At 64.2% G+C, this 14,415-nt stretch carries 25 protein-coding genes; all 25 read left to right on the top strand.

Annotated features, from left to right (window positions below):
* Window positions 1-297: 297 nt before the first annotated feature.
* The 25 genes from rpsL (at window position 298) to rplO (ending at window position 14,311) form a co-directional block, all read left to right on the top strand.
* A complete protein-coding gene (gene rpsL / locus ABLE91_RS14355) occupies window positions 298-669 on the top strand; it encodes a 30S ribosomal protein S12 (RefSeq protein ID WP_127089571.1) in 372 nt (123 codons plus the stop codon).
* A gap of 17 nt (window positions 670-686) precedes the next feature.
* Window positions 687-1,157 carry a 30S ribosomal protein S7 gene (gene rpsG, locus ABLE91_RS14350; RefSeq protein WP_348931627.1) on the top strand — a complete coding sequence of 157 codons (471 nt, stop codon included), beginning with the start codon at window positions 687-689 and terminating at the stop codon, window positions 1,155-1,157.
* An 18-nt stretch (window positions 1,158-1,175) separates the two neighbouring features.
* Window positions 1,176-3,251 (top strand): elongation factor G, encoded by a 2,076-nt coding sequence (fusA, locus tag ABLE91_RS14345; protein WP_348931626.1) that lies wholly within the window; start codon window positions 1,176-1,178, stop codon window positions 3,249-3,251.
* 52 nt (window positions 3,252-3,303) lie between these two features.
* On the top strand, window positions 3,304-4,497 hold the full coding sequence (gene tuf / locus ABLE91_RS14340; RefSeq protein WP_348929334.1) for an elongation factor Tu: 1,194 nt from the start codon (window positions 3,304-3,306) through the stop codon (window positions 4,495-4,497).
* Between the two features lie 64 nt (window positions 4,498-4,561).
* Window positions 4,562-4,870, top strand: coding sequence for a 30S ribosomal protein S10 (gene rpsJ, locus ABLE91_RS14335; RefSeq protein ID WP_012113701.1), 309 nt, complete (start codon window positions 4,562-4,564; stop codon window positions 4,868-4,870).
* Window positions 4,871-4,892: 22 nt separating this feature from the next.
* A complete protein-coding gene (gene rplC, locus ABLE91_RS14330; RefSeq protein WP_348931625.1) occupies window positions 4,893-5,627 on the top strand; it encodes a 50S ribosomal protein L3 in 735 nt (244 codons plus the stop codon).
* Window positions 5,627-6,247, top strand: coding sequence for a 50S ribosomal protein L4 (gene rplD / locus ABLE91_RS14325; RefSeq protein ID WP_348931622.1), 621 nt, complete (start codon window positions 5,627-5,629; stop codon window positions 6,245-6,247). Before rplC ends, rplD begins: the two co-directional genes overlap by 1 nt.
* Window positions 6,244-6,552 carry a 50S ribosomal protein L23 gene (locus ABLE91_RS14320; RefSeq protein WP_348931620.1) on the top strand — a complete coding sequence of 103 codons (309 nt, stop codon included), beginning with the start codon at window positions 6,244-6,246 and terminating at the stop codon, window positions 6,550-6,552. Before rplD ends, ABLE91_RS14320 begins: the two co-directional genes overlap by 4 nt.
* Before the next feature lie 22 nt (window positions 6,553-6,574).
* Window positions 6,575-7,411, top strand: coding sequence for a 50S ribosomal protein L2 (rplB, locus tag ABLE91_RS14315; protein ID WP_348931618.1), 837 nt, complete (start codon window positions 6,575-6,577; stop codon window positions 7,409-7,411).
* Window positions 7,412-7,422: 11 nt separating this feature from the next.
* On the top strand, window positions 7,423-7,701 hold the full coding sequence (rpsS, locus tag ABLE91_RS14310) for a 30S ribosomal protein S19 (RefSeq protein WP_348931617.1): 279 nt from the start codon (window positions 7,423-7,425) through the stop codon (window positions 7,699-7,701).
* Between the two features lie 6 nt (window positions 7,702-7,707).
* Window positions 7,708-8,088, top strand: coding sequence for a 50S ribosomal protein L22 (gene rplV / locus ABLE91_RS14305; protein ID WP_348931615.1), 381 nt, complete (start codon window positions 7,708-7,710; stop codon window positions 8,086-8,088).
* Window positions 8,088-8,846, top strand: coding sequence for a 30S ribosomal protein S3 (rpsC, locus tag ABLE91_RS14300; protein WP_348931613.1), 759 nt, complete (start codon window positions 8,088-8,090; stop codon window positions 8,844-8,846). The genes rplV and rpsC overlap by 1 nt, the downstream gene beginning before the upstream one ends.
* 28 nt (window positions 8,847-8,874) lie before the next feature.
* Window positions 8,875-9,288: a 50S ribosomal protein L16 gene (gene rplP / locus ABLE91_RS14295; RefSeq protein ID WP_348931612.1), complete on the top strand. Its 414-nt coding sequence runs from the start codon at window positions 8,875-8,877 to the stop codon at window positions 9,286-9,288.
* Between the two features lie 10 nt (window positions 9,289-9,298).
* Window positions 9,299-9,508, top strand: coding sequence for a 50S ribosomal protein L29 (gene rpmC / locus ABLE91_RS14290; protein WP_348931610.1), 210 nt, complete (start codon window positions 9,299-9,301; stop codon window positions 9,506-9,508).
* A 7-nt stretch (window positions 9,509-9,515) separates the two neighbouring features.
* Entirely contained in the window at window positions 9,516-9,764 is a 249-nt protein-coding gene (gene rpsQ / locus ABLE91_RS14285) for a 30S ribosomal protein S17 (RefSeq protein ID WP_348931608.1), read from the top strand.
* Window positions 9,765-9,919: 155 nt separating this feature from the next.
* Window positions 9,920-10,288 carry a 50S ribosomal protein L14 gene (gene rplN, locus ABLE91_RS14280; RefSeq protein WP_029006297.1) on the top strand — a complete coding sequence of 123 codons (369 nt, stop codon included), beginning with the start codon at window positions 9,920-9,922 and terminating at the stop codon, window positions 10,286-10,288.
* Window positions 10,288-10,605, top strand: a complete 318-nt coding sequence (gene rplX / locus ABLE91_RS14275) for a 50S ribosomal protein L24 (protein ID WP_348931607.1) — start codon at window positions 10,288-10,290, stop codon at window positions 10,603-10,605. Before rplN ends, rplX begins: the two co-directional genes overlap by 1 nt.
* On the top strand, window positions 10,598-11,155 hold the full coding sequence (gene rplE / locus ABLE91_RS14270) for a 50S ribosomal protein L5 (protein WP_348931606.1): 558 nt from the start codon (window positions 10,598-10,600) through the stop codon (window positions 11,153-11,155). The genes rplX and rplE overlap by 8 nt, the downstream gene beginning before the upstream one ends.
* Before the next feature lie 220 nt (window positions 11,156-11,375).
* Window positions 11,376-11,681, top strand: a complete 306-nt coding sequence (gene rpsN, locus ABLE91_RS14265; RefSeq protein WP_348931605.1) for a 30S ribosomal protein S14 — start codon at window positions 11,376-11,378, stop codon at window positions 11,679-11,681.
* 10 nt (window positions 11,682-11,691) lie between these two features.
* A complete protein-coding gene (gene rpsH, locus ABLE91_RS14260; protein WP_348931604.1) occupies window positions 11,692-12,090 on the top strand; it encodes a 30S ribosomal protein S8 in 399 nt (132 codons plus the stop codon).
* Window positions 12,091-12,108: 18 nt separating this feature from the next.
* Window positions 12,109-12,642, top strand: a complete 534-nt coding sequence (gene rplF, locus ABLE91_RS14255) for a 50S ribosomal protein L6 (RefSeq protein WP_348931602.1) — start codon at window positions 12,109-12,111, stop codon at window positions 12,640-12,642.
* A gap of 12 nt (window positions 12,643-12,654) precedes the next feature.
* Window positions 12,655-13,017, top strand: coding sequence for a 50S ribosomal protein L18 (gene rplR, locus ABLE91_RS14250; RefSeq protein WP_348931600.1), 363 nt, complete (start codon window positions 12,655-12,657; stop codon window positions 13,015-13,017).
* Between the two features lie 17 nt (window positions 13,018-13,034).
* Window positions 13,035-13,592 (top strand): 30S ribosomal protein S5, encoded by a 558-nt coding sequence (gene rpsE, locus ABLE91_RS14245; RefSeq protein ID WP_132035659.1) that lies wholly within the window; start codon window positions 13,035-13,037, stop codon window positions 13,590-13,592.
* A 27-nt stretch (window positions 13,593-13,619) separates the two neighbouring features.
* The gene (gene rpmD / locus ABLE91_RS14240) at window positions 13,620-13,814 is read left to right on the top strand and encodes a 50S ribosomal protein L30 (protein ID WP_348931597.1); all 195 of its coding nucleotides are present in this window, start codon (window positions 13,620-13,622) and stop codon (window positions 13,812-13,814) included.
* A gap of 11 nt (window positions 13,815-13,825) precedes the next feature.
* Window positions 13,826-14,311, top strand: coding sequence for a 50S ribosomal protein L15 (gene rplO, locus ABLE91_RS14235; RefSeq protein WP_348931596.1), 486 nt, complete (start codon window positions 13,826-13,828; stop codon window positions 14,309-14,311).
* Window positions 14,312-14,415: the final 104 nt, after the last annotated feature.

Genomic DNA, 14,415 nt, shown 5'->3' with positions numbered 1-14,415 from the left:
CCGATCGGAATGCCGAAACGCTGCCAGGAACAGCACTGCGAGATAAGGGTGCACGATCGCGGCGCCGGCTCCGCAAGGAGCAGAGCGGCGTGATCCTCTGTCGCGAACGAGGCGTCCCCATTGCCACGGCAATGGTGTGCGTCTGGCCGTTCCTGGACCGTCGAGGGGCTTTTGCCTTTCGGCGCGATGACTGTTTCGTGGCGGCCCTCGGGTCGCCAACTAAGCGGCGGTCCTTTCGGGCCGCATAAATTCAAGGATGCGGCGCAAGCCGCAGGTCAGGACGAGGCGAAGGCGTACATGCCGACGATCAACCAGCTGATCCGGAAGCCGCGGGAAGCGCAGAAGGCGCGGGACAAGGCTCCCGCTCTTCAGGAGAGCCCGCAGAAGCGCGGTGTGTGCACCCGCGTCTACACCACGACCCCGAAGAAGCCGAACTCGGCGCTTCGTAAGGTCGCCAAGGTGCGGCTGACCAACAGCTACGAAGTCATCGGTTATATCCCCGGTGAGGGCCATAACCTTCAGGAGCATTCCGTGGTGATGATCCGCGGTGGCCGCGTGAAGGATCTTCCCGGTGTGCGTTACCACATCCTCCGCGGCGTTCTGGATACCCAGGGCGTGAAGAACCGCAAGCAGCGCCGTTCGAAGTACGGCGCCAAGCGGCCGAAGTGATCTGAGGAGATCCGAATATGTCTCGTCGTCATAAGGCCGAGCGCCGCGAAGTTATTCCGGATGCCAAGTATGGCAACCTGATCCTGAGCCGCTTCATGAACTCCGTCATGCGTGACGGTAAGAAGTCGGTCGCCGAAAACATCGTTTATGGCGCGCTCGATACTGTCGAGTCGAAGGCCAAGCACGACCCGGTGGAAGTGTTCATCCAGGCTCTGGAGAACGTCGCCCCGGCCGTGGAAGTCCGTTCTCGCCGCGTCGGTGGTGCCACCTACCAGGTGCCCGTCGAAGTGCGCACTGAGCGCCGTCAGACGCTGGCCATCCGCTGGCTGATCGCCTCCGCTCGTGCTCGCAACGAGAAGACCATGGTGGAGCGTCTCTCCGCCGAGCTGCTCGACGCGGCCAACAATCGCGGCAACGCGGTGAAGAAGCGCGAAGACACGCACCGGATGGCGGAAGCCAACCGCGCCTTCTCTCATTATCGCTGGTGATCGGAGAGGATCTGAGTCATGCCCCGCACACACGCGATTGAGGACTACCGTAACTTCGGCATCATGGCCCACATCGATGCGGGCAAGACGACGACGACGGAACGTATCCTCTACTATACCGGCAAGAGCCATAAGATCGGCGAAGTCCATGATGGCGCTGCCACCATGGATTGGATGACGCAGGAGCAGGAGCGTGGCATCACGATCACCTCTGCTGCGACCACGGCCTTCTGGGAAGGCAAGCGGCTGAACATCATCGACACCCCAGGGCACGTCGACTTCACCATCGAAGTCGAACGGTCTCTGCGCGTGCTGGACGGTGCTGTCTGCGTGCTCGACGGCAACCAGGGCGTCGAGCCCCAGACTGAGACCGTGTGGCGCCAGGCCGACAAGTACAACGTGCCCCGCATCGTGTTCGTCAATAAGATGGACAAGACCGGCGCCGACTTTTACCGCTGCGTCGAGATGATCATCGACCGCGTGGCCGGCAACCCCGTGTGCTGCCAGCTGCCGATCGGCTCTGAGAACAACTTCAAGGGCATCATCGACCTCGTCCGCATGAAGGCGGTCGTGTGGGAAGATGAGGCGCTCGGCGCGAAGTATCACGACGAAGAGATCCCGGCCGACCTTCTCGACAAGGCTGTCGAGTATCGCGGCAAGCTGATCGAAGCGGCGGTGGAACTCGACGACGACGCGCTGGCCAACTATCTCGACGGTGTCGAGCCGGACGTGGACACGCTGAAGAAGCTGATCCGCAAGGCCGTCGTCACCCGCAAGTTCAATCCCGTGTTTTGCGGTTCCGCCTTCAAGAACAAGGGCGTACAGCCGCTTCTTGATGCGGTGGTTGACTTCCTGCCGAGCCCCGTCGATCGCGGCGCGATCAAGGGTATCGACTTCAAGACCGAAGAAGACACCGTCCGTCTTCCCCTGGACACCGAGCCGCTCTCGCTGCTCGCGTTCAAGATCATGGACGATCCCTTCGTCGGCACGATCACCTTCTGCCGCCTGTATTCGGGCGTCATCGAGACCGGCATGGGCCTGCTCAACTCCACCCGTGACAAGCGCGAGCGCGTCGGGCGGATGCTGCTGATGCATGCCAACAACCGCGAAGACATCAAGGAAGCCTATGCCGGCGACATCGTCGCTCTGGCCGGCCTGAAGGATGTGCGCACCGGCGACACGCTGTGCGACACCAACAAGCCTGTCATCCTTGAGAAGATGGAGTTCCCCGAGCCGGTCATCGAGATCGCCATCGAGCCCAAGTCCAAGGCGGACCAGGAAAAGCTCGGCATCGCGCTCTCGAAGCTCGCCGCCGAGGACCCGTCCTTCCGTGTGTCGACGGATTTCGAGAGCGGCCAGACCATCCTGAAGGGGATGGGCGAGCTTCACCTCGACATCAAGGTCGACATTCTGAAGCGCACCTACAAGGTGGACGCGAACATCGGCGCCCCGCAGGTCGCCTATCGCGAGACCATCACCAAGAAGACCGAGATCGACTACACCCATAAGAAGCAGACCGGTGGTACCGGTCAGTTCGCCCGGGTGAAGTTCATCGTCGAGCCGAATGAAGTCGGTAAGGGCTTTGCCTTTGAAAGCGCCATCGTCGGTGGCGCGGTGCCGAAGGAATACATCCCCGGTGTCAACAAGGGCCTCGAAAGCGTGCTGGGCGCGGGCGTTCTCGCCGGCTTCCCGGTGGTGGACGTGAAGGTCCAGCTCATCGACGGTGCGTATCACGAGGTGGACTCGTCCGCCCTCGCGTTCGAAATCGCATCTCGTGCCGCCTTCCGCGAAGCCCTGCAGAAGGGTGGGGCGGTTCTGCTCGAGCCGATCATGAAGGTCGAGGTGGTGACGCCGGAGGATTACACCGGCTCCGTCATCGGCGACCTGAATTCCCGGCGCGGCCAGATCCAGGGCCAGGACATGCGCGGCAATGCGAACGTCATCAATGCGATGGTGCCGCTGGCCAACATGTTCGGCTACGTGAACACCCTGCGCTCCTTCAGCCAGGGCCGCGCCACCTTCACCATGCAGTTCGACCACTACGAGCAGGTGCCGTCGAACGTCGCTCAGGAGGTTCAGGCGAAATACGCCTGAGCCGCCGCACCGAACCCTTCAATTTCGCCAGAGAGACCCAACGGAGAGTCCCATGGCCAAAGCAAAATTTGAACGCAACAAGCCGCACTGCAACATTGGCACGATTGGTCACGTTGACCATGGCAAGACGTCGTTGACGGCTGCGATCACGAAGGTGCTTGCGGAGACGTCTGGCGGCGCGACGTTCACGGCCTACGACCAGATCGACAAGGCGCCGGAAGAGAAGGCGCGCGGCATCACGATCTCCACGGCGCACGTGGAATACGAGACCGCGAACCGCCACTACGCCCACGTGGACTGCCCCGGCCACGCCGACTATGTGAAGAACATGATCACCGGCGCGGCGCAGATGGACGGCGCGATCCTGGTGGTGTCCGCCGCCGACGGCCCGATGCCGCAGACCCGCGAGCACATCCTGCTCGCCCGCCAGGTGGGCGTGCCGGCGCTGGTGGTGTTCCTGAACAAGTGCGACATGGTCGACGATCCCGAGCTCCTCGAGCTGGTCGAGATGGAGGTGCGCGAGCTGCTCTCCAAGTACGACTTCCCGGGCGACGACATCCCGATCGTGCGCGGCTCGGCGCTGATGGCGCTGGAGAACAAGTCTCCGGAGCTGGGCACCGAGGCGATCCTGAAGCTGATGGCCGAGGTGGACAAGTACATCCCGCAGCCGGAGCGTCCGATCGACCTGCCGTTCCTGATGCCGATCGAGGACGTGTTCTCGATCTCGGGCCGCGGCACTGTGGTGACCGGCCGCGTCGAGCGCGGCATCGTGAAGGTTGGCGAGGAAGTCGAGATCATCGGCATCCGCCCGACGCTGAAGACCACGGTGACCGGCGTCGAGATGTTCCGCAAGCTACTGGACCAGGGGCAGGCGGGCGACAATGTCGGCATCCTGCTGCGCGGCACGAAGCGCGAGGACGTGGAGCGCGGCCAGGTTGTGTGCAAGCCGGGTTCGGTGAAGCCGCACACCAAGTTCAAGGCCGAGGCCTACATCCTGACGAAGGAGGAGGGTGGCCGTCACACGCCGTTCTTCACCAACTATCGTCCGCAGTTCTACTTCCGCACGACCGACGTGACGGGCGTGTGCACGCTTCCCGAAGGCACCGAAATGGTGATGCCGGGGGACAACGTGTCGATGGACGTGCACCTGATCGTGCCGATCGCCATGGAGGAGAAGCTGCGCTTCGCCATCCGTGAAGGCGGCCGCACCGTCGGCGCCGGCGTCGTCGCGTCAATCATCGAGTGAATGAAGAAATGAAACGGGGCGCGTGGGCCGCCCGCGCGCCTCTTTTTGTTGGAGCCTTAGAGCCATGAACGGCCAGAACATCCGGATCCGCCTCAAGGCGTTCGATCACCGAATTCTCGACGCTTCGACGCGCGAGATTGTTGCCACGGCGAAGCGCACGGGTGCGCAGGTCCGCGGCCCGATCCCGCTCCCGACGCGGATTGAGAAGTTCACCGTGAATCGCTCTCCGCACATCGACAAGAAGTCGCGCGAGCAGTTTGAGATGCGTACTCACAAGCGGTTGCTCGATATCGTCGATCCGACGCCCCAGACGGTGGACGCGCTCATGAAGCTCGACCTCGCCGCCGGCGTTGACGTCGAAATCAAGCTCTGACGTGAGGCGAGGAGACACGACCATGCGGTCAGGCGTCATCGCCCAGAAGGTTGGCATGAGCCGCATCTTTACGGATGCAGGTGAACACGTGCCGGTCACTGTGCTGAAGGTTGAGAGCTGCCAGGTGGTTGCCCACCGCACGCTCGACAAGAACGGGTATGTCGCGCTCCAGCTCGGTGCTGGCCGGCGCAAGCCCAAGAACGTGACCCGCGCCGAGCGCGGCCACTTCGCCGTCGCCGAGGTGGAGCCCAAGCGCAAGCTTGCGGAGTTCCGCGTCGAAGAGGCGGATCTCATCCCCGTCGGGGCCGAGATCACTGCCGACCATTTCGTGGTCGGTCAGTATGTGGACGTGACCGGCACCACCATCGGCAAGGGCTTTGCCGGCGGTATGAAGCGGCACAATTTCGGTGGTCTTCGCGCCTCTCACGGCGTGTCGATCTCCCACCGCTCCATCGGCTCGACCGGTGGTCGCCAGGATCCCGGCAAGACCTTCAAGAACAAGAAGATGCCGGGCCACATGGGCGACGTCACCGTCACCACCCAGAATCTCAAGGTGGTGATGACCGACGTGGAGCGCGGACTGATCGCGGTCGAGGGCGCTGTCCCCGGCCACGCCGGTGGCTGGATCACCGTGCGCGACGCCGTCAAGAAGCGCCTGCCGACCGAGGCTCCCAAGCCCGGCGCGTTCAAGCTGCGCGATGGCAATGGCGGCACGGCCGAGGTTCAGGCTGAAGCCACGAACGAGGAGGGCGCGTGATGGAAATCGCCGTCAAGACGCTCGAAGGCGCCGACGCTGGTTCGGTGACCCTCTCGGACGAGATTTTCGGTCTTGAGCCGCGTGCGGACATCCTGCACCGCTGCGTGACCTGGCAGCTTTCGCGCCGCCAGGCCGGCACGCACCGGACCAAGGGCCGTTCGGAAATCAACCGCACGTCCAAGAAGCTGTACAAGCAGAAGGGCACCGGTAATGCCCGTCATGGCGCGGCGTCCGCTCCGCAGTTCCGTGGCGGCGGTCGCGCCTTCGGCCCGGTGGTGCGTTCGCACGCCATCGACCTGCCGAAGAAGGTGCGCGCCCTCGCTCTGAAGCATGCGCTGTCTTCCAAGGCGAAGGCCGAGCAGATCATCGTTCTCGACAAGGTGTCGCTGAGCGATCCGAAGACCAAGGCCCTGAAGGAACAGTTCGCGAAGCTCGGATGGGCGTCGGTGCTGATCGTGGACGGCGCCGAGGTGGAGGCCAACGTCGCTCTGGCGGCGCGCAACCTCCCCTATGTCGACGTCCTGCCGATCCAGGGCATCAACGTTTACGACATCCTGCGGCGCGACACCCTGGTTCTGACCAAGGCCGCCGTGGACGCGCTGGAGGCGCGCTTCAAATGAGCCCGCAGCCGAACATCGAGGCACGTCATTACGACGTGATCCTCGCTCCCGTCATCACCGAGAAGGCGACGGCGCAGAGCGAATTCAACAAGGTCGTCTTCAAGGTCGCCCGCACCGCCACCAAGCCTGAGATCAAGGAAGCGGTGGAGCGGTTGTTCGACGTGAAGGTGAAGAGCGTCAACACCCTGGTCCGCAAGGGCAAGGTGAAGATCTTCAAAGGCCGGAAGGGCGTTCAGTCCGACGTGAAGAAGGCGGTCGTGACCCTGGAAGCAGGGCAGACCATCGACATCACGACCGGTCTGTGAGCAGAGGACGGGAGCCAAGACCATGGCGCTGAAGCATTTCAAGCCGGTCACGCCGAGCCTCCGCCAGCTCGTGATCGTGGACCGCTCCGGGCTCTACAAGGGCAAGCCGGTGAAGACGCTGACCGAGGGCAAGAGCTCTTCGGGCGGCCGCAATAATAATGGCCGGATCACCGTCCGCTTCCGCGGCGGCGGTCACAAGCAGACCTATCGCCTCGTCGACTTCAAGCGCTCCAAGCGCGGCGTGTCGGCGGTGGTGGAGCGGATCGAGTACGATCCGAACCGCTCGGCCTTCATCGCCCTGATCAAGTATCAGGACGGCGAGCTCGCCTACATCCTGGCGCCGCAGCGCCTGGCGGTTGGCGACAGCGTGGTCGCCGGCGACCAGGTGGACGTGAAGCCCGGCAATGCCGGTCCGCTCTCCAGCCTCCCGGTCGGCACGATCGTGCACAACGTGGAGTTGAAGATCGGGAAGGGTGGCCAGATCGCCCGTTCCGCCGGCGCCTACGCGCAGATCGTCGGCCGCGACCAGGGTGGCTATGTGATCGTTCGCCTGAACTCGGGCGAGCAGCGGCTAGTGCACGGCGCCTGCTATGCGACGGTGGGCGCGGTGTCGAACCCCGACCACATGAACATCTCGCTGGGCAAGGCCGGCCGCAATCGCTGGCTCGGCCGCAAGCCGCACAATCGCGGCGTGACCATGAACCCGGTCGACCACCCGCACGGCGGCGGCGAAGGCCGCACCTCCGGTGGCCGCCACCCCGTTACTCCGTGGGGCTTCCCCACGAAGGGCAAGAAGACCCGCAACAACAAGGCGACCGACAAGTTCATTGTCACCAGCCGCCACAAGCGGAAGAAGTGAGGGCCTGACTGATGTCAAGAGCGATTTGGAAAGGCCCGTTCGTCGACGGCTATCTGCTGAAGAAGGCGGATACCTCGCGTGCTTCGGGCCGCAACGAGACGATCAAGATCTGGAGTCGTCGCTCCACGATCCTGCCCCAGTTCGTGGGCCTCAATTTCGGCGTCTATAACGGGCAGAAGCACGTGCCTGTTCACGTCTCCGAGGACATGGTCGGCCATAAGTTCGGCGAGTTCGCGCCGACGCGCACCTATTACGGGCACGCGGCCGACAAGAAGTCGAAGCGTCGGTGATCGGCCATGGGTAAGCAGGCAAAGCCCCGCGCTCTCGCGGACAATGAAGCGAAGGCAGTCGCGCGCAATCTGCGCATCTCGCCCCAGAAGCTCAACCTCGTCGCGGGCCTGATCCGCGGCAAGAAGGTGGCGACGGCGCTCGCCGATCTCGAATTCTCCCGTAAGCGGATTGCCCGCGACGTGAAGAAGTGCCTCGAGAGCGCGATCGCCAATGCCGAGAACAACCACGAGCTGGACGTCGACGACCTGGTGGTCGCCGAGGCGCACGTGGGCAAGGGACTGGTCATGAAGCGGTTCTCGCCGCGGGCGCGCGGTCGCGCCTCGCGCATCGAGAAGCCCTTCGCCCACATCACCATCGTGGTGCGGGAAGTCGAGGAGCGGGCCTGATGGGTCAGAAGGTCAATCCGGTCGGGCTGCGGCTCGGCATCAACCGTACGTGGGACAGCCGCTGGTTCGCCAATAAAGGCGAATACGGCAAGCTGCTCCACGAGGACATCAAGATCCGCGAGATGCTGATGAAGCAGCTCAAGCAGGCGGCTGTGTCCAAGGTGGTGATCGAGCGTCCGCATAAGAAGTGCCGCGTGACGATCTACTCCGCCCGTCCGGGTGTGGTGATCGGCAAGAAGGGCGCGGACATCGACAAGCTGCGCAAGAAGGTTGCCGACATGACCAAGTCGGAAGTCTTCATCAACATCGTCGAGATCCGCAAGCCGGAAGTCGACGCGCGCCTTGTCGCCGAGTCCATTGCCCAGCAGCTGGAGCGTCGCGTCGCCTTCCGTCGCGCCATGAAGCGCGCCGTGCAGTCGGCCATGCGCCTCGGCGCCGAGGGCATCCGCATCAACTGCTCCGGCCGTCTCGGCGGGGCTGAGATCGCGCGCCTGGAATGGTACCGTGAAGGCCGCGTTCCGCTGCATACCCTGCGCGCGGACGTGGACTACGGCACCGCCACCGCTTTCACCACGTACGGAACGTGCGGCGTGAAGGTGTGGATCTTCAAGGGCGAGATCCTTGAGCACGATCCCATGGCGCAGGACAAGCGAATGGAGCAGGGCAACGATGGCCCGAGCGGCCGTCCGCCCCGCCGCGAACGCGGTGACCGCGACCACCGTGACCGTGATCGTGATCACGGCCGCGATGTGGCGTGACGGGCGAGCGAGAGAAAGCAGATAAGCCATGCTGCAACCCAAGCGCACTAAGTTCCGCAAGCAGTTCAAGGGACGCATTTCCGGCGTCGCCAAGGGCGGTACGGAACTCAATTTCGGTGAATTCGGCCTGAAGGCGTTGGAGCCCGAGCGGGTTACTGCGCGCCAGATCGAAGCCGCCCGCCGCGCGCTCACCCGCCACATGAAGCGTGCGGGCCGTGTGTGGATCCGCGTGTTCCCGGACGTTCCCGTGACCTCCAAGCCCACCGAAGTTCGTATGGGTAAGGGCAAGGGCGCGCCGGAATACTGGGCGGCCAAGGTCAAGCCCGGCCGCATCATGTTCGAGATCGACGGGGTGAGCGTCGAGACTGCCCGCGAGGCGCTGACCCTCGCGGCGGCCAAGCTCCCCATCAAGACGCGCTTCATCCAGCGCATCGCCGAGTGAGGAGAGGCAAATGAAAGCCGAGGACGTTCGGGCCCTCAGCGCCGATCAGCTCACTGACGAGCTGCTGAAGCTGAAGAAGGAACAGTTCAACCTGCGCTTCCAGAAGGCGACGGGTCAGCTGGAGAATACGTCGCGGTCGAAGGAGATCCGCCGCGACATCGCACGGATCAAGACCGTGCAGACCACCAAGCGCGGCGTGGCCGCGTCGAAGGCGAAGTGAGGGAACGATGCCGAAGCGCGTGCTCCAAGGCGTCGTGGTAAGCGACAAGCAGGACAAGACCGTGGTGGTCCGGGTGGAGCGTCGCTTCACCCATCCGCTGCTGAAGAAGACCGTTCGTCGGTCCAAGAAGTATCACGCTCATGACGAGGCGAATGCCTGGCACGAGGGCGATACGGTGTGGATCGAGGAGCATCGGCCGCTTTCGAAGCTGAAGAACTGGATCGTGGTCCAGGGCGAGAAGCGCGTCGAGGTCTGACGAAGATCGCTCCGGCGCAGGGTCCGTCTTCCCTTCCATAGGGAGAGTGGAGACCGCGTCGCGGCGGGGAACCGTGTACCGATGAGCGGGCACGGGTGTTTTGAACGGGCAATGCCGGCTCGCCGGCGGCGCTGGATGACGAGAGCAGGTGCGTCATGATCCAGATGCAGACCAATCTCGACGTGGCGGACAATTCCGGTGCGCGTCGCGTCATGTGCATCAAGGTGCTGGGCGGGTCGAAGCGGAAATACGCTCATGTGGGCGACATCATCGTGGTGTCGGTCAAGGAAGCGATCCCGCGCGGCCGCGTGAAAAAGGGCGACGTGATGAAGGCGGTCGTGGTTCGCACGGCCAAGGACATCCGCCGCGTGGACGGTTCGGTGATCCGCTTCGACCGCAATGCGGCCGTTCTGATCAACAACCAGAAAGAGCCGGTGGGAACCCGTATCTTCGGACCGGTTCCGCGCGAGCTGCGCGCGAAGAACCACATGAAGATCATCTCGCTGGCGCCGGAGGTGCTGTGATGGCCGCGAAGATCAAGAAGGGCGACAAGGTCGTCGTGCTCGTCGGCCGCGACAAGGGTCGCACGGGCGAGGTCATCCAGGTTATGCCGAAGGAAGAGCGTGCGCTCGTCCGCGGCGTCAATGTCGTGAAGCGCCACCAGCGCCAGACTGCGAACCAGGAGGGCGGGATCATCTCCAAGGAGGCCCCGATCCAACTGTCGAATCTCGCGGTTGCCGACCCGAAGGACGGCAAGCCGACCCGCGTCGGCTTCCAGGTGCTGGAGGACGGGACCAAGGTCCGCGTGGCCAAGCGTTCCGGGGAGAGGATCGATGGCTGAGGCGAATTACACCCCGCGTCTGCGCGCTCATTATGATGAGGTCGTGCGGGCGAAGATGATCGAGCAGTTCGGCTACGCGAACCCCATGCAGGTTCCCGTGATCGAGAAGATCATCATCAATATGGGCGTCGGTGAAGCGACCGCCGACACCAAGAAGGCGACGACCGCTGCCGCGGATCTCGCGCGGATCGCCGGCCAGAAGCCGGTCCTGACCCGCGCCCGCAAGGCGATCTCGAACTTCAAGCTGCGCGAGAACCAGCCGGTCGGCGCGAAGGTCACCCTTCGCAAGGCGCGCATGTTCGAGTTCCTGGACCGTCTGGTCACGATCGCGCTGCCGCGCGTGCGGGACTTCCGCGGCCTGAACCCGAAGAGCTTCGATGGCCGCGGCAACTTCGCCATGGGCATCAAGGAGCACATCGTGTTCCCCGAGATCAACTATGACCAGGTCGAGCAGGTCTGGGGCATGGACATCATCGTGTGCACCACCGCGAAGACGGACGACGAGGCAAGAGCGCTGCTCAAGGCCTTTAACTTCCCCTTCCGGCAGTGACGGTGTAGAAGAAGCGCTTCGCTGACATGGCGTATCCGCTTGCGGGCCGTTCCGGCCGGGTTTACCCGGCCGTTTGCGGTCCCTGGGAGGACTCGGTTTTTGGCGAAGCAAGCGTGTCCGGGCAAGCTTCGGGCATGTGATGTGAAAAGAAGTCAGACGTTTTGAATGCTTTCCGGCTGTGAGGGGCGATCCCCTCAGACGCGGAGAACAGGAGCAGGACATGGCGAAGAAAAGCGCGATCGAGACCAACGAGCGTCGCCGCAAGCTGTCTCAGCAGCTGTCGGCCAAGCGCGCGGGCCTCAAGAAGATCGTGAACGACAAGACGCTGCCGATCGAGGAGCGCTTCGCGGCGACCCTCAAGCTTGCGGAAATGCCGCGCAATTCCGCGCGCATCCGCGTGCGCAACCGTTGCGAAGTGACGGGACGCCCGCGCGCGTTCTATCGCAAGCTGCAGATGAGCCGTATCGCGTTGCGCGAGCTGGGCTCGCAGGGGCTCGTTCCGGGCCTCGTGAAGTCGAGCTGGTGAGGAGAGCCCGATGTCTATCAATGATCCCATCGGCGATCTGATCACCCGCATCCGCAACGCCCAGATGCGTCGCAAGGACAAGACCTCGACCCCCGGCTCGCGCCTGCGCGCCAGCCTGCTCGATGTGCTCCGCGACGAGGGCTACATCCGTGGCTACACCTCGACCGACCACGGCAATGGCCGGACCGAGTTCGAGGTTGAGCTGAAGTATTTCGACGGGCAGCCGGTGATCCGCGAGATCGCCCGCGTCTCCAAGCCCGGCCGCCGGGTCTATGCCTCGGTGAAGACCCTTCCCCGCGTTGCCAACGGTCTCGGCATCGCGATCGTCTCCACGCCCCAGGGCGTGATGGCCGATCACGACGCCCGCGACAAGAACGTCGGCGGCGAAGTGCTCTGCACTGTGTTCTGACGAGCGACGGAGAAAGACATGTCGAAGATCGGCAAGCATCCCGTCGCCATTCCCTCCGGCGTTACTGCCAATGTGGAAGGTCAGACGGTCAAGGTTAAGGGCCCCAAGGGTGCCCTCGAGGTGACCCTCGTTGAAGAAATCGGCGTGGAGCTCGAGGGCTCCGAGCTGAAGGTGGGCATGCGCGGCGAGACCCAGCGTCACCGCGCCATGTGGGGCATGTCCCGCACGCTGGTTGCCAACCTGGTCGAAGGCGTGACCAAGGGCTTCGAGAAGAAGCTCGAGATCACGGGCGTCGGTTACAAGGCGGCGGTTGCGGGCAAGAACCTCAACCTCTCCCTCGGCTACAGCCATGACGTGATCTATGCGATCCCGGAAGGGATTCAGATCGTGACCCCGAAGCCCACGGAAGTGGTGGTGACGGGCACGGACAAGCAGAAGGTCGGCCAGGTCGCCGCCGAGATCCGTGAGTTCCGCGGCCCCGAACCCTACAAGGGCAAGGGCGTCAAGTACGCAGGCGAATTCATCTTCCGCAAGGAAGGCAAGAAGAAGTGACGGAGGCGAACCATGGCTAAGGATTTGGAGGCGCTTGAGCGCCGCAAGGCCAAGGTGCGTCGCGCGATCCGCGTCGCGGCCAACGGGCGTCCGCGCCTGTCGGTCCACCGCACCTCGATGCATATCTATGCGCAGATCATTGACGATGCGAAGGGCGAGACCTTAGCGGCCGCTTCGAGCCTCGAGAAGGACCTGCGCGAGTCGCTCAAGACCGGTGCCGATGTCGAGGCCGCCAAGGCCATCGGCAAGCTGGTGGCGGAGCGGGCTGCTGCGAAGGGCGTGACTGCGGTCGTCTTCGACCGTGGCGCTTACATCTATCATGGGCGCGTCAAGGCGCTCGCTGAGGGCGCCCGCGAAGGCGGCCTTCAGTTCTGACGCGAAGGACGAGCGACATGGCCCGTGAACGGGAACACCGCGGAGATCGCGAGGATCGCGACAACACGTTTGTGGACAAGCTGGTCCACATCAATCGTGTCGCGAAGGTTGTGAAGGGCGGCCGGCGCTTCGGCTTCGCCGCCCTCGTCATCGTCGGCGACCAGAAGGGTCGCGTCGGGTTCGGCCATGGCAAGGCGCGTGAAGTGCCGGAAGCCATCCGCAAGGCCACGGAAAGCGCCAAGCGCGCGCTGATCCGCGTGCCGCTGCGCGAAGGCCGCACCCTGCACCACGACGTCCATGGGCACCACGGAGCGGGCAAGGTGATCCTGCGCGCCGCTCCGGCCGGTACCGGCATCATCGCCGGCGGGCCCATGCGCGCCGTGTTCGAAACCCTGGGCATCCACGATGTGGTGGCCAAGTCGTTCGGGTCTTCCAACCCGTACAACATGGTGCGCGCCACGTTCGACGCCCTCAAGAACCAGGACAGCCCGCGTTCCGTCGCTTCGCGCCGGGGCATCAAGGTGTCGCAGCTCCAGTCCCGCCGCCGCGTCGAAGACGCGGAAGCGACGGACTGAGCCGGGCTCGCAGAATAGGAGCGCGCCATGGCTAAGGCGTCTGAAGGAAAAACCGTCACCGTCGAGCAGATCGGTTCGCCGATCCGCCGTCCGGCTGACCAGGAAGCAACCCTCGTGGGCCTCGGGCTGAACAAGCGTCATCGCCGTTCGACCCTCCAGGACACGCCGGCGGTGCGGGGGATGATCGCGAAGGTCGCCCATCTCGTCCGCGTCGTCGACTGAGGAGAAGCGCGATGAAGCTCGACGAGATCAGGGACAATCCCGGCGCGCGCAAGAAGCGCATGCGGGTCGGCCGGGGCATCGGCTCCGGCAAGGGCAAGACCGCCGGGCGCGGCGTGAAGGGCCAGAAGGCCCGCACGGGTGTCGCGGTCAAGGGGTTCGAAGGCGGGCAGATGCCGCTGCATCGGCGTCTGCCGAAGCGTGGCTTCCACAACATCTTCCGCCTCGACTACAACGAGGTTTCCCTCGGCCGCATCGAGACCGCCATTGCGGCGGGCAGGCTCGATGCGAGCGCGCCGGTGACGGAGGCGGCCCTCGTGGCAGCCGGCGTCCTGCGCCGGGCCAAGGATGGCGTGCGCGTGCTGGGCTCTGGCGAGCTCTCCTCCAAGATCACCCTCGAAGTGGCCTATGCCACCAAGTCGGCGGTCGCGGCGGTTGAGAAGGCTGGCGGCTCGGTGGCGATGCTCGCCCCCAAGGCCGAAGAAGCCGCAGCCGGCTGATCCAAGACGGGGAGGGCGCTTTTCGCGCCCTCGGTCCGGCGTTTGGCCGCCGCTTCCGGTTTCCGGAGCGGCGGTATCTCCGTCGGGCGCGGCATCCGGCCCGT

Source organism: Aquabacter albus, from assembly GCF_040049275.1.
Lineage (GTDB): Bacteria > Pseudomonadota > Alphaproteobacteria > Rhizobiales > Xanthobacteraceae > Aquabacter.
The sequence above is the reverse complement of the archived record's forward strand: the minus strand, read 5'-3'. Positions and strand labels throughout refer to the sequence as shown.

Bases quoted from the DNA above. Each gene is read 5' to 3' on its own strand.
- rpsE (WP_132035659.1), top strand. From the start codon at position 13,035: ATGGCCCGTGAACGGGAACACCGCGGAGATCGCGAGGATCGCGACAAC.
- tuf (WP_348929334.1), top strand. From the start codon at position 3,304: ATGGCCAAAGCAAAATTTGAACGCAACAAGCCGCACTGCAACATTGGC.
- ABLE91_RS14320 (WP_348931620.1), top strand. From the start codon at position 6,244: ATGAGCCCGCAGCCGAACATCGAGGCACGTCATTACGACGTGATCCTC.
- rplN (WP_029006297.1), top strand. From the start codon at position 9,920: ATGATCCAGATGCAGACCAATCTCGACGTGGCGGACAATTCCGGTGCG.
- rplO (WP_348931596.1), top strand. From the start codon at position 13,826: ATGAAGCTCGACGAGATCAGGGACAATCCCGGCGCGCGCAAGAAGCGC.
- rplC (WP_348931625.1), top strand. From the start codon at position 4,893: ATGCGGTCAGGCGTCATCGCCCAGAAGGTTGGCATGAGCCGCATCTTT.
- rpmD (WP_348931597.1), top strand. From the start codon at position 13,620: ATGGCTAAGGCGTCTGAAGGAAAAACCGTCACCGTCGAGCAGATCGGT.
- rpsQ (WP_348931608.1), top strand. From the start codon at position 9,516: ATGCCGAAGCGCGTGCTCCAAGGCGTCGTGGTAAGCGACAAGCAGGAC.
- rplX (WP_348931607.1), top strand. From the start codon at position 10,288: ATGGCCGCGAAGATCAAGAAGGGCGACAAGGTCGTCGTGCTCGTCGGC.
- rpmC (WP_348931610.1), top strand. From the start codon at position 9,299: ATGAAAGCCGAGGACGTTCGGGCCCTCAGCGCCGATCAGCTCACTGAC.
- rpsJ (WP_012113701.1), top strand. From the start codon at position 4,562: ATGAACGGCCAGAACATCCGGATCCGCCTCAAGGCGTTCGATCACCGA.
- rpsS (WP_348931617.1), top strand. From the start codon at position 7,423: ATGTCAAGAGCGATTTGGAAAGGCCCGTTCGTCGACGGCTATCTGCTG.
- rplE (WP_348931606.1), top strand. From the start codon at position 10,598: ATGGCTGAGGCGAATTACACCCCGCGTCTGCGCGCTCATTATGATGAG.
- fusA (WP_348931626.1), top strand. From the start codon at position 1,176: ATGCCCCGCACACACGCGATTGAGGACTACCGTAACTTCGGCATCATG.
- rpsC (WP_348931613.1), top strand. From the start codon at position 8,088: ATGGGTCAGAAGGTCAATCCGGTCGGGCTGCGGCTCGGCATCAACCGT.
- rplP (WP_348931612.1), top strand. From the start codon at position 8,875: ATGCTGCAACCCAAGCGCACTAAGTTCCGCAAGCAGTTCAAGGGACGC.
- rplD (WP_348931622.1), top strand. From the start codon at position 5,627: ATGGAAATCGCCGTCAAGACGCTCGAAGGCGCCGACGCTGGTTCGGTG.
- rpsG (WP_348931627.1), top strand. From the start codon at position 687: ATGTCTCGTCGTCATAAGGCCGAGCGCCGCGAAGTTATTCCGGATGCC.
- rplV (WP_348931615.1), top strand. From the start codon at position 7,708: ATGGGTAAGCAGGCAAAGCCCCGCGCTCTCGCGGACAATGAAGCGAAG.
- rplB (WP_348931618.1), top strand. From the start codon at position 6,575: ATGGCGCTGAAGCATTTCAAGCCGGTCACGCCGAGCCTCCGCCAGCTC.
- rplF (WP_348931602.1), top strand. From the start codon at position 12,109: ATGTCGAAGATCGGCAAGCATCCCGTCGCCATTCCCTCCGGCGTTACT.
- rplR (WP_348931600.1), top strand. From the start codon at position 12,655: ATGGCTAAGGATTTGGAGGCGCTTGAGCGCCGCAAGGCCAAGGTGCGT.
- rpsN (WP_348931605.1), top strand. From the start codon at position 11,376: ATGGCGAAGAAAAGCGCGATCGAGACCAACGAGCGTCGCCGCAAGCTG.
- rpsL (WP_127089571.1), top strand. From the start codon at position 298: ATGCCGACGATCAACCAGCTGATCCGGAAGCCGCGGGAAGCGCAGAAG.
- rpsH (WP_348931604.1), top strand. From the start codon at position 11,692: ATGTCTATCAATGATCCCATCGGCGATCTGATCACCCGCATCCGCAAC.